General features: G+C 72.5%; 9 protein-coding genes. 5 read left to right on the forward strand and 4 right to left on the reverse strand.

What is annotated here, in order from left to right; translation table 11 throughout:
• Positions 1–10 precede the first annotated feature (10 nt).
• Positions 11–430, forward strand: coding sequence for a VOC family protein (locus tag OV090_RS00730; protein ID WP_267701501.1), 420 nt, complete (start codon positions 11–13; stop codon positions 428–430).
• 185 nt (positions 431–615) lie between these two features.
• Here the strand turns inward: OV090_RS00730 and OV090_RS00735 are convergent, their stop codons facing one another.
• Both OV090_RS00735 and OV090_RS00740 read right to left on the reverse strand, forming a co-directional pair.
• Positions 616–2,445, reverse strand: coding sequence for a DUF2330 domain-containing protein (locus OV090_RS00735; RefSeq protein WP_267701502.1), 1,830 nt, complete (start codon positions 2,443–2,445; stop codon positions 616–618).
• Between the two features lie 260 nt (positions 2,446–2,705).
• The gene (locus OV090_RS00740; protein WP_267701503.1) at positions 2,706–4,721 is read right to left on the reverse strand and encodes a tetratricopeptide repeat protein; all 2,016 of its coding nucleotides are present in this window, start codon (positions 4,719–4,721) and stop codon (positions 2,706–2,708) included.
• A 57-nt stretch (positions 4,722–4,778) separates the two neighbouring features.
• Here OV090_RS00740 and OV090_RS00745 point away from each other — a divergent pair, with 57 nt between their 5' ends.
• Positions 4,779–6,374 (forward strand): hypothetical protein, encoded by a 1,596-nt coding sequence (locus OV090_RS00745; protein WP_267701504.1) that lies wholly within the window; start codon positions 4,779–4,781, stop codon positions 6,372–6,374.
• Positions 6,375–6,552: 178 nt separating this feature from the next.
• Here OV090_RS00745 and OV090_RS00750 read toward each other — a convergent pair whose 3' ends face one another.
• A complete protein-coding gene (locus tag OV090_RS00750) occupies positions 6,553–6,954 on the reverse strand; it encodes a hypothetical protein (RefSeq protein ID WP_267701505.1) in 402 nt (133 codons plus the stop codon).
• A gap of 7 nt (positions 6,955–6,961) precedes the next feature.
• Positions 6,962–7,579 (reverse strand): 30S ribosomal protein S4, encoded by a 618-nt coding sequence (gene rpsD, locus OV090_RS00755; protein ID WP_267701506.1) that lies wholly within the window; start codon positions 7,577–7,579, stop codon positions 6,962–6,964.
• 185 nt (positions 7,580–7,764) lie between these two features.
• Between rpsD and OV090_RS00760 the strand changes: the two genes are divergently transcribed.
• The 3 genes from OV090_RS00760 to OV090_RS00770 all read left to right on the forward strand — a co-directional run bounded on the left by OV090_RS00760 (position 7,765) and on the right by OV090_RS00770 (position 11,324).
• Positions 7,765–8,667, forward strand: coding sequence for an ABC transporter substrate-binding protein (locus tag OV090_RS00760; protein WP_267701507.1), 903 nt, complete (start codon positions 7,765–7,767; stop codon positions 8,665–8,667).
• A gap of 97 nt (positions 8,668–8,764) precedes the next feature.
• A complete protein-coding gene (locus OV090_RS00765; protein ID WP_267701508.1) occupies positions 8,765–9,796 on the forward strand; it encodes an iron ABC transporter permease in 1,032 nt (343 codons plus the stop codon).
• Positions 9,797–10,514: 718 nt separating this feature from the next.
• Positions 10,515–11,324: an ATP-binding cassette domain-containing protein gene (locus OV090_RS00770; protein ID WP_267701509.1), complete on the forward strand. Its 810-nt coding sequence runs from the start codon at positions 10,515–10,517 to the stop codon at positions 11,322–11,324.
• Positions 11,325–11,365 lie beyond the last annotated feature (41 nt).

Consider the following 11,365-nt stretch of genomic DNA (forward strand, 5'->3'; position numbering starts at 1 on the left):
ACGGTGAGGCATGCAGCTCCACCGCGGCCGTCTCATCGATCACATCCAGCTCGTCGTCGCAGACCTCCCCGCGGCCAAGCGCTTCTACGCCGCGGTGCTCGGCGCCCTCGGCATCCCGCGCGGGGGCGAGGCCGACGACCACGTGTGGTACGACGAGCTCTTCATCTCCAACGCCGAGAGCAAGGCCGCCCTGGGCCAGCTGACCGGGCGGGTCCACCTCGCGTTCCAGGCCCCCGACCGCGGCGCAGTGGAGCGCTTCCACACCGCCGGCCTGGCCGCGGGCGGCCGCGACAACGGCGCCCCGGGCGAGCGCCACTACCACCCCGGCTACTACGGGGCGTTCCTCCTCGACCCCGAGGGCAACAACGTCGAGGCCGTCTTCCACGGCCCCGCCAAGTTCTCCGCCCGCTCGGTCGTCGTCGACTTCTGAGTCCTTTTTAAAAAGGGCATGTCGTGAAGGACATGTCCTTGCAACCGTGTCGTGAAGGACATGCCCCTGCGAGCATGTCCTCGAGGACACGCGGGCGACCGGCCATGGTCGCCCACGCGCAGATCTGATGCGTCCGAACTTCGCTTTCGCCGTCGGCGCTGAGCGGCGGCGGGGCTGCTCGCCGCTCAGCGTCGGCGGCGACGCCCTGCCAGCAGACCGAGCCCCGCGAGCGCGAGCACGCTCCCGCCCGGCGCGCCGTCGCTGCGGCAGCCACAACCGCTGGCGTCGTTCTGCCCGCCACCGGTGGCAGAGTCGGGCCCGCTGTCGCTGCTGCCCGAGCTGTCGGTGTCGGTGTCACTCGCGCTGGTAGTAGGCGCGCCCTCGGGGAAGCGGGGCCAGCCGTGGGCCAGGTTCCACTCCTCGATCTTCTTGTTGATCGCCGCGGTGTTGTTGACCAGGTGCATCGGCTTGCCCTTGAGCGCGACCTGCTGGACCTCCTCGGCCCACCACATCTCGCCGATGAAGTCCGGCCACGGCCCGCCGTCGGGCACGAAGATCTCGCGCTCGTCGGGCAGCGTGACCACGCTGTTGCCGTCGCACAGGTTGTACTCGGTGGCCGAGCGGAAGCTCGGCACGTCCTGCAGGTCCGGGTTGATGTGGAAGATCGGGTCCGCGATCATCTCGTTGGGCGAGATGACCGTGTACATGCGCGTCAGGTACGGGAAGGCGTCGATCAGCTCCTGCGCGTGCTCGCCGGGCGCGATGATCCGGCTGTCGAGCCCCTGCGCGAACGCGCTGCCGTCGCCCCACGCCATCGCGTCGATCTGGTCGGCGTAGGCCGGCAGGTTCGCGTAGAACTCCTCCGCCGAGAGGCCGTCGGGCACCGGCAGGAAGTCATTGAGAAGGCTCTCGACCAGCGGGTGGTTGTAGAAGCAGAAGTCGGCGCCGAAGCAGTTGGCCAGGCCCTGATCGTTGAGCGTGTTGATGACCTGCTCGGGCGCCAGGCCGACGAACGCCGACTCGTTCCACGACGTGCTGTAGAAGTTGAACGCGAACGGCTGGACCACGCTCGACGGACCGGCGTACTCGGTCACGAACGCCAGGCCCTCGGCCTCGAGGTCGTCGACCGCCTTGGTGATGACGTCCTTGTAGTTGGCCGCGAACTGCAGCCAATCGATCTTCAGCGGGTTGACGAGGACGTGGCGGTAGTTGGTCGGCGCCGCGCGGTTGTTGCCGAGCACGAACACGCGGATGTCCATGTTCTCGATCGACGCGAACCGCGTCAGCCGCAGCGGGAAGCAGTTCTCGTTCGACGGGTAGCGCAGCACGATCGGGTGCACGTCGCCGCCGTCGGACCCGGCCGCCAGCTTGAGCGCGACGATCACCTGGCCCTCGTCGAGGTACTGCTGCAGCACCATCTCCGAGCCGTCGATCCACTGGTAGTCGTTGTCGATCAGCCACTGCTTGATCGGCTCGATCGTCTGATCCTGCAGCACCACGATCTCGAACGCGCCCGCGGTGGTCTTGAACACCACCGGGTCCTCGCCGCTGCTGTCGCTGCCCTCGGTGCCCGTGCCGCCGTCGGCGGTGCTGAGGCCCGGGTCGCCGTTGCTCGCGCTCGACAGGCCGCCGGAGATGCCGTCCTCGCCGCACACCTCGAAGGTCTGCTGCAGCTGGTAGGTCGGCACCGACGAGTTCAGCAGCGCGTCGAACAGCGGCTGCGAGCCGACCTCGAACTCGGGGATCTGGGCGATCGGGATCAGCCACGCGAACTTCTGCGCGTTGGTGTTGGGGTCGATGCTGATCTGGATGTGGACCTCGACCTCGTTCTGATTGAGGACGAAGAGCACGTTCTCGCCGTCCTGATTGACGGGCATCGAGTTCGGCAGGCCGCCCTCGCAGAACACGCCGCCGCACGCCTCGGCCGTCTGCGGCGTCGCCAGGGCTCCGGCCGCGCCGAGGACCACGCACGCGCTGAGGACCCGGCTCCGACACTTCCAATTAAGGTTTCGCATTACGGACACTCCCGCTCGCTAGGTTCGCTGGTAAGAGCCCCGCACAGGGGCAATCGCCCGGGGGCGACAAGTCAGCAGGGATAGGCTGAACCAGTCCGCGCCGACACACCACGCCGGGCGCGGGCCGCTCGCTCACGACATCGTTGGTAACAGCGTTACTGGAGGCCGGCCCTCGCCCCACAAACGCCGACGACGCGCACCCCGGAGCACTCCGGCATGCGCGTCGTCGCGGTTGTGACGGCCGGTTCGCCCGGCGCGGCTCAATTCTGGCGCTGCCGCGGCGGGGGCAGGCTGTCGAGGATCCGCTTGAACTCCGGGTGGTCCGGGATCATCTGCAGCGCGGCGCCGCAGACCTGGCGCGCCTCGTCGAACATGTTGGCGTCACGCATCGCCGAGGCGAGGTTGACGACCGGCTCGATCTCGCGCGGGTTGATCGCCACGACCGCGCGCAGGTGCTCGACGGCCTCGCGCGCGCGGCCCTGCTTGCGCAGGATCGCCGCCATGAGGTTGCGGATCTCGGCGTCGTTGGGGCGCAGGCGGACCGCGTCGTTGAGGTGCGACAGCGCCGAGGCGTCGCCCTCGCTGTCGCGCACGGCCAGCGCGAGCATCAGGTGCGGCTGCCAGTAGCGCGGGTCGCGGCCGATCATCTCGCGCAGGAACTTGGCCGCGGCCAGGTGCTTCTGCGGGTCGCCGCTGCGCACGTAGTCGATGGCCTGGTCGTAGCGGTCCTCGAAGCTGTCGACGTCGAGGGTGAGGATCGCCCGGCGGGCGAACGCGTCGTCGTCGAGGCTGCGGCGCTGCAGCTTGAGGATCGCGTCGAGGTACGGGCGGGCGCGGGCCGGCTCGTCGCCCTCGAGGTACATGCTGGCGACGTAGCGCAGCACGGTCGCGTTCTCGGCGTGCTTCTCGGCGGCGCGCAGCATCAGCACGGTCGCCTTCTCGAGCTTCTCCTCCTCGTGGAGGTCGAGCAGGATGTCGAGCGTGCTCTTGTGGATCGTCGGCTGCTCGATGGCCTGAGCCAGCAGCGCGAGCGCCTCGTCGCGGTCCTCCTGGATCTTCTTCGGCTCCTCCGCGGTGGTCTCCCACAGCACGTTGGCGAGGTCGCCGTAGGCGCTGGGGACCTTGCCCTCCTCGACCGCGCGGCGGAGGAACGGCTCGGCCTCGTCGAACTGGTCGTTCTCGATCAGGAGGCTGCCGAGCTGGGCCATCACCACCGGGCCCTCGTTGCCGTTCTCGACCGCGAACTGGGCCACCTTGAGCGCGTTCTCGAGGTCGCCGGCGGCGCGCAGGGTGTCGACGAAGCCGGCCGCGACCGCGGCGTTCTGCGGGCCGAGGTTGATCGCCTGCTGGAACGCCTGCACCGCCGAGCCGAGGTCGCCGACGCGGCGCAGCACCAGCGCGAGGTGGTGCCACGCGCCCTGGTCGTTCTTGCGCTTCTGCGCGGCGATCGACAGCGCCTGCACCGACAGCGGGATGGCGGCCTGGTCGGGCTGGCCGGCGATGAGGATGTCGGTCATCGCGTGCAGCGCCTGCATCGTCACGTCCATCTCGGGCGCGCGGCCGAGGGCGTCCATCAGCGGCGACAGCAGCTGGTCCGAGGTGGTCGGCACGCAGCGGCCCTGGAGCGCGCTGAGGTTGCCGAGGCCGACCAGGAACGAGATGATCGCCTGCACGTTGGCGGTGCCGAACGCGTCCTGCCAGGTCGGCTTGGCCACCGACTTGCCGAGGGCGGCGGCGATCTTCTGCGTCAGCACGAACACCTCGCCGGGCAGCTGATCGGCGGTGGTCTCGGCGGTGAAGGTGTCGACGGTCTCGAGCACCGGGCCCGGCCTCACGGCGATCAGGCGGGCGGTGAGCGTGACCTTGTCTTCCTGGGCAAACATGTCGGTCGCCAGGCCGTACTGGGCGTTGGCGAACCGGTTGATGCCCTCGAGCGCGCGGTCGTCGGTCCACGGCTCACGGAAGATCATCAGCGCCGGCGCGCGGCGGCCGTTCTGCTCCTGGATGGCCGTGAACACCGGCGCGGCGGCCCGGACCCCGGCCTCGGCCAGCTCCTGGGCCCAGAAGCGCTGGATGCCCATGCCGAGCGGCGCGCCCTTGCCCTCGTTGGTGCACGAGACCGGCAGCGTGACGAGCTCGATCGCCTGGGCCGCCTCCTGGATCTCCTCCTCCGAGGCTGCGCCCTCCTCCTCGTCGCCCTCCTCGAACATCAGCTCGCCGGGCTCGAGGTCGCCTTCGGTGTCGTCGTAATCAGGGTCTTTGGGGTCGCCGGACATGAGGCGCGAAGCCTGCCAAACCCGCACCGGGCGCGCAAGGCTGGTACCCTGGGGGTGGTGGCCACGGCGACACCAGGCGGGGGAGTGAAGTCACAAGCCACGGCCTCGCGCGCGCCCGCGGGCCTGGGCGTCCGCGGGCTGACGGGCGCGGCGGCCCTGGGGGCCCTGTGGCTGGCCGCTTGCGGCCCGCCCACGGTCGACGCGCGCGCGCTGTGGATCGCGTCGGAGCGCGACAAGGGGGGCGCTCGCGCCCTGGCGATCTACGACGCCGGCCGCTTCGTCGAGCGCGAGCTCCTGCCCGCCGATCCCGGGCCCGAGGCCGACATCCAGCCGCTGGTCGTCGAGCTCGACCCGCGCGGCCAGGGCGCGCTGATCCGGGCCGGTGACGGCGGCTGGCAACATGAACTCGGGGACAGCTTCGGCACCCTCCGCGCCGGCTACGTCGACCTCGTCGGCGAGCGCACCCTGCCGCTCGCCCTGCCCGCCCGCCTCGCCCCTGACGCCACCGGCTTCGCCCCCGCAGGCGGCGCGCTGTGGTGGACCGCCGGCTGCCCCGCCGAGCTGCAGCTGGTGCCGCTGTCGCCGCGAGTCGCGACCCCGACCGCCGGCGAGCCGCCCGCCGTCGTGCCGCTGGCCTGGCCGCTGCCGGCCGGCTGCGCCGAGGTCTGGGGGGCCGTGGGCGCCGCCGACGCCCCGGTCGTGTTCGTCCTCCAAGGTGTCCCCGAGGACGGGTTCTTACGGCCAGGTCCCAACGGACATGTCCTTGCGCTCAGGTACCCGCGGCCGAGCGAGGGCTACGACGCCGCGCCCGCGCTGACCGAGCTCGGCGCGGCCCGGCTCCCGGGCGTCCCGCTGGCGCGGACCCAACGGGTGCGCTGCGCCGGCCCGGGCCCCAGCTGCGGCCTCGCGGCGGTCGACCCCGACGGCAGCGCGCTGAGCGTGGGCGGGGCCGACGGCAGCTGCCGCGTGTGGCGCTGGGCCGTCGGCGAGCCCGAGGCGGCCTGCGCAGTCGCGGCCGACGGCCCCGAGTGGACCGATCCCTCGCGCCTGATCGCCGCCATCTCGCCGCGCCACTACGTGTTCCGCGAGGGCCTGGTGGTCCGCCGCTACGATCACACCACCGGCGAGCACGACGGCCGGCCGCTGATCGGCGACACCAGCGAGCTGTTCACCCGCGCCAGCGCCGACGGCCGCGCGCTGCTGTTCGTCACCACCCGCGGCGCCGCCCTGCGCGTCGACGAGGCCCGCCTCGAGCTGCTGAGCGCCGAGCAGGCGCCCTGCGTCGGCGGCCAGCCGCCGGTCGCCTCGCCGAACGCCCGCTTCGCCGCCTGGACCTGCGCCAGCGACACCCAGGACGTCGGCGGTCTGACCGCAGGCGAGATCGTGCGCGTCTCCTCGGCCGGCATGGAGCGGTTCCAGGGCGTGCCGATGTGGGCCCTGGCGATCGACGACGACGGCGACCTCCTGCTCCACAGCCGCGACGACCAGGACTTCAGCCTCGAGCTGCTGCTGCCGCCGGCCGCCCCGCGCAACCTCTACGTGCTGACGGCCGACGGCGAGCTCGCCCGCGTCGACGCGCTCGAGCCCGACCCCGAGCTGATGCGCGGCACCGGCCCCGCAGTGTTCCGCTGGATCGCCGCGCAGGCGCTCTGACTCGAAGAGCATGCCCTGAAGGACATGCCTCCGAGGGCATGTCCTTGGTGACATGCCCTGAAATTCCATCACCGCCGTCGCGCCGGCTCGGCCCCGAGGTCCAGGCTTCGTGCAAGGAGCGGTGAAGCCCGAGCGTCGCGCGACGAGCCGTGCTCGACGCCGCGAACAGTTGGGTCGCTCAGTGCGGCCAGGCCCCGCGGGCCGGCGCGTCGATTGGCGTCGTCGCCTCGGCGCGGCCGATCGCGTGGCCGCGGTGGAACGCGTCATCGATCAGCAGCGCCATGCGCAGCGCGTCCTCGGTGAAGCAGGCCACCACGTCGGCCGGCACCCCGGCGTCGCGGGCGTGGGCGAACTTCCGCAGCAGCCGGCGCGCGCGCGGCGGCAGGCCGGTCGGGGCCGGCGCGACGTCGGCGACGACCGCCAGCACCGCGCGCAGCACGTCGGGCGTCACGCCGTCGGCGACGAGGTCCCAGGCGGCGGCCTCGATCCGCTGCAGCTGCTCGGTCGCCACAGCGTCGAGGCCGCAGCGGCGCACGATCAGCGCCATCAGCGAATTGTCGGGGGTCGAGGGGCGCGGCATGGGACTCCTAGAAGAAGCGGGCGTAGTACTCGACCACCAGCTGAACATCGAGCTCGAACGGGGCCCCGTCGCCGCGCGGGGTGCCGACCATCTTCACCCGGCGGTGCGGCAGGTCGCACTCGAGCCAGGCGGGCAGCGGGATGCGGGTCGGCGTGGCCACCGCGCGCTGGACGATGTCGAGGTCGACGCTGCGCGGGCGCAGCGTGATCTCGGCGCCGGTGCGCACGCGGAACGAGGCGATGTCGACGCGGTGACCGTCGACGCGGATGTGTCCGTGCGTCACCAGCTGGCGGGCCGCCGGGATCGTCGGCGCCAGGCCGGATCGGAACACCACGTTGTCGAGCCGGCGCTCGAGGTACTCGAGCAGCACCTCGCCGGTGACGCCCTTCGCCGCGATCGCCTCGGCGAACAGGCGCCGCATCTGCCGCTCCGTGACGCCGTAGTTGAAGCAGAGCTTCTGCTTCTCCGCGAGCTGCATGCCGTAGGCCGAGGGCCGCTTGCGCCGCGCCTGCCCGTGCTGTCCGGGTGGATAGGGCCGCTTCTCGCGCGACTTGGCGGTCAACCCCGGGAGGTCGACGTCGAGGCGGCGGAGGATGCGGAGACGAGGTCCGGTGTAACGACTCATGGTGCGCTTCCGAGCGAGGGACAAACTGATATCAATTTTCAAAATCACATGTCAAGCCCACCGGTGACCCTGTGGGGACGGGTTTGCGAGGAAGACTCACGAAATTAACTTTGATTTCCATTTTCAAAATGTGCTACCGACATTCCTGGACCGACCGCCCCGCGGTGTCATCGGCCTGGAGCTGCATGTCCGCCTCGACCGTCCTCCGCTCGCTCGTCCTCGCCCTCGCGCTGGTCCCGGCCTGTGCTGTCCCCGGGGACAGCCCGGCGCCCGCGGCCGCGCAGGTCACCGCCCCGCAGCGGATCGTCACTCTCGGCAGCTCGATCACCGAGGCAGTGTTCGCGCTCGGGGCCGGCGACCGCGTCGTCGGCGTCGACCTCTCGAGCCTCTATCCCGAGAGCGCCGCCGCCCTCCCGCGCGTCGGCTACTACCGCCAGTTCTCCGCCGAGGGCGTGCTCGGCCTGCGCCCCGACCTCGTGCTCGCCAGCAGCGAGTCCGGTCCGGCGACCGCGCTCGAGCAGGTCCGCAACGCCGGCGTCCGCCTCGAGCTGGTGCCGGCGGGCGAGAACCTCGACGCCGCCCGCGGCAACATCACCGCCGCGGCCGCCGCGATCGGTCGGCCGGAGGCGGCGGCCGAGGTGCTCGCCGCGCTCGCGGCCGACCTCGCCGAGGCTGACCGTCTGCGCGCCCGCGTCACCTCGCGGCCGCGCGTCCTGTTCATCTACGCCCGCGGACCGGGTCGCCTGCTCGTCGCCGGCCGCGAGACCACCGGCGCCGAGCTGGTGCGCCTGGCCGCGGCCGAGAACGCCGGCGACGCCCTGACCGGGATGCGCCCGTGGAGCGCCGAGGCGGTGGTCGCCGCCGCCCCCGACTTCGTGGTCCTGCCGTCGCGCGGCCTGGAGAGCCTCGGCGGCGTCCCGGGCCTGCTCGCCCTGCCCGGCCTGGCCGAGACCCCCGCAGGCCGCGCCCAGCGAGTCGTCGCCGTCGACGACCTCAAGCTGCTCGGCTTCGGCCCCCGCATCGGCCAGGGCGTGCGCGAGCTGCTGGTGGCCCTGCACCCCGAGCTCGGCGAAGGAGCCGCCCCGTGAGGCCTGGCCGATCGCACATGTCCCCGAAGGCAGGCTGCCCGGCCGCGCCCCGTCCGTCCCGCACAGGAGCGGCCGTGTGATCCCGGTCCAGGCGAGCATGCCCGCCGGGACAGTCCGGCGCGTCCGCCCGGTCCTGCTGGGCCTCGCCGTCCTCGTCGTCCTCGGCGTGCTGCTCGAGCTGGCTGTCGGCGCCGCCTCGCTCGACCTCCCGCGGGCGGTCGCCTGCCTGGTCGCCCCCGATCCGAGCTGCGACCCGAGCGACCACTACATCCTCACCGCCCTGCGCCTGCCGCGGGCCATCGGCGCGGTCGTCGTCGGTGCCGGCCTCGCGGTGGCCGGGTGCGCCATGCAGGGCCTGTTTCGCAACCCGCTGGCCGACCCGACTCTCGTCGGCGTCAGCAGCGGCGCCGCGCTCGGCTCCGGCCTGGCGATCGTCTTCGGTCGCGTCCTGCCGGTCCTACCAGGCGGCTTCACCCAGCCGGTCCTCGCCTTCGCGGGCGGTCTCACGGCCACCTGGCTCGTCCACGCCCTCGCACGCGTGCGCGGCCAGACCTCCGTGGTCGGCCTGCTGCTCGCCGGCATCGCCGTCACCGCCCTCGCCGGCTCCGCGCTCGGCCTGCTCAGCTACGTCTCCGACGACCGCCAGCTGCGCGACCTCAGCCTGTGGCTGCTCGGCGGCCTCGGCGGCATCACCCGCGACGTCGCCTTCATCCTCGTCCCCCTGGTCGCCCTGAGCGGCGGCCTGCTGTGGCGCCGCGCCCGCGACCTCGACGCCCTCCTCCTCGGCGAATCCGAGGCCTTCCACCTCGGCGTCGACGTCGAGCGCCTGCGCCGGCGCGTGATCACCGAGGTGGCCCTCGCGGTCGGCGTCTGCGTCGCCTTCACCGGCATCATCGGCTTCGTCGGCCTGGTCGTCCCGCACCTGCTGCGCGGCCTCGTCGGCCCGCGCCATCGTGTGCTGGTCCCCGCGGCCGCGCTCGGCGGCGCCGGCCTGCTGCTGTTCGCCGACGCAGCCGCCCGCACGATGCTCGCCCCCGCCGAGCTCCCGGTCGGGATCCTGACCTCGCTCCTCGGCGCCCCGGTGTTCCTCACCCTGCTCGCCCGCGTGCGCGCGACGGAGCTCGTATGATGGCGACAGAAAATCATGTCATGTCATGCGATTGGGTCACATTTATGCATGCATCCAATGATGCACCGCGGAGGCTCGCCGGAGCGCCCCGACCTGTCCTGAAAGCCATACCTCTCGGCGCCTGTGGCGACGCCCTCGCAGGCCAGTCCGGGGCCTCGCACGGCCTGCCCCGAGAGCCAGATCGCCTCGTGCTCCCCGCAGGAGCGACAGCGGCCCAGCCGGGCCCAGGCCGACGCGCGCTCCCTCTCGCGGACGACGGCCTGCCTGGCCCCGGCGGACGCCATCCCGGGGCCGCAGCTCGTCGGACAGAGCCTTCTCGGGGCGCCACGTCAGGCGGTCGTCCGGCCAGGCGCTTCCCTCGTCTGCACGTGCTCCCTCGGCGCGAGCCCGTCCCGCTCCGCTGTAGCGCCCCATCCGCCCCCAAGTGGCCGCAAACACGCCGGAACAGGTGCCGCTCGCAATCGGGTCCCGCCGCTCCTGGACCGAGGAGACCGGCGCGCACCGTCCCGTTCGGATCTCCGCGCGCCCGCTCGCTCGCGCACTCGCCGCGACTCCTCGCCACCGGCCACTCAACGATGGTTGCCGTCCTTCGCATCATTAAAAAAGCTTTTACAGGCAAGCACTTCGCTTCTAACTTCTCAACTATCACAGCATCCACCCCGGCGAGCCGACCTGTCCCGAGAGCCATCCGCCTCCTCACCGCACCGCGAGGCCCGGCATGAGCCTCGAAGCCACGCGGGTCAGCGTCGACGTCCGGGGCGCCGTCTTGCTGCGCGACCTCTCGCTCGTCGCCGAGTGCGCGCGGGTGCTGGCGGTCGTCGGTCCGAGCGGCGCGGGCAAGTCGACCCTCCTGCGCGTCTGGGCGGGTGAGCAGGCCGCGAGCGCCGGCGACCTCCGCTTCGACGGCTGCCCGATCGGCCAGCTCCACCCTGGCGCCCTCGCCCGCCTGCGGGCCGTCCTGCCCCAGGCCACCGCCCTGCGCTTCCCGCTCACCGCCCTCGAGGTCGCCACCCTCGGGCGGCTCCCGCACCCTGGCCGCGGCGAGACGCGACGCGACCGCGACATCGCCTGGGCCGCCCTCGAGCTGGCCGAGGTCGCGCACCTCGCCGACCGCCTCGCCCCGACCCTCTCCGGCGGCGAGCAGCAGCGCGTCCACCTCGCCCGCGTGCTCGCCCAGATCTGGGAGCCCACCGCCGAGCACCCGCGCCGCTACCTCCTGCTCGACGAACCGACCGCCAACCTCGACCCCGGCCACGCCGTCCGGATCCTCGCGCGCCTGCGCCAGTTCGTGCGCGCCACCGACACCGCCCTCGTCCTCGTCCTCCACGATCTCGGCGCCGCCAGTCAGTGCGCCGACGACCTCGCCCTCCTGCACGCCGGCCGCTGCGTCGCTCACGGCGACCCTGCCGCCGTCCTCACCCCGGATCGCCTCCAGGACTGCTTCGGCGCCCGCTTCGACCTCGTGCCTGCCCCCACGGGCCGCGGCTTCGCCGTCCTCCCGCGCCCTCCCGACGACCTCCAATCCTGACCGCCGACCTGTCCTGAAAGCAGCCTCACCGCCGGCTCAGG

This window comes from Nannocystis sp. RBIL2, from assembly GCF_026626745.1.
Taxonomy (GTDB): domain Bacteria; phylum Myxococcota_A; class Polyangia; order Nannocystales; family Nannocystaceae; genus Nannocystis.

Excerpts from the sequence above, each read along its gene's own strand:
- OV090_RS00730 (WP_267701501.1), top strand. The coding sequence starts at position 11 with ATGCAGCTCCACCGCGGCCGTCTCATCGATCACATCCAGCTCGTCGTC.
- OV090_RS00735 (WP_267701502.1), bottom strand. The coding sequence starts at position 2,445 with ATGCGAAACCTTAATTGGAAGTGTCGGAGCCGGGTCCTCAGCGCGTGC.
- OV090_RS00740 (WP_267701503.1), bottom strand. The coding sequence starts at position 4,721 with ATGTCCGGCGACCCCAAAGACCCTGATTACGACGACACCGAAGGCGAC.
- OV090_RS00750 (WP_267701505.1), bottom strand. The coding sequence starts at position 6,954 with ATGCCGCGCCCCTCGACCCCCGACAATTCGCTGATGGCGCTGATCGTG.
- rpsD (WP_267701506.1), bottom strand. The coding sequence starts at position 7,579 with ATGAGTCGTTACACCGGACCTCGTCTCCGCATCCTCCGCCGCCTCGAC.
- OV090_RS00760 (WP_267701507.1), top strand. The coding sequence starts at position 7,765 with ATGTCCGCCTCGACCGTCCTCCGCTCGCTCGTCCTCGCCCTCGCGCTG.
- OV090_RS00765 (WP_267701508.1), top strand. The coding sequence starts at position 8,765 with ATGCCCGCCGGGACAGTCCGGCGCGTCCGCCCGGTCCTGCTGGGCCTC.
- OV090_RS00770 (WP_267701509.1), top strand. The coding sequence starts at position 10,515 with ATGAGCCTCGAAGCCACGCGGGTCAGCGTCGACGTCCGGGGCGCCGTC.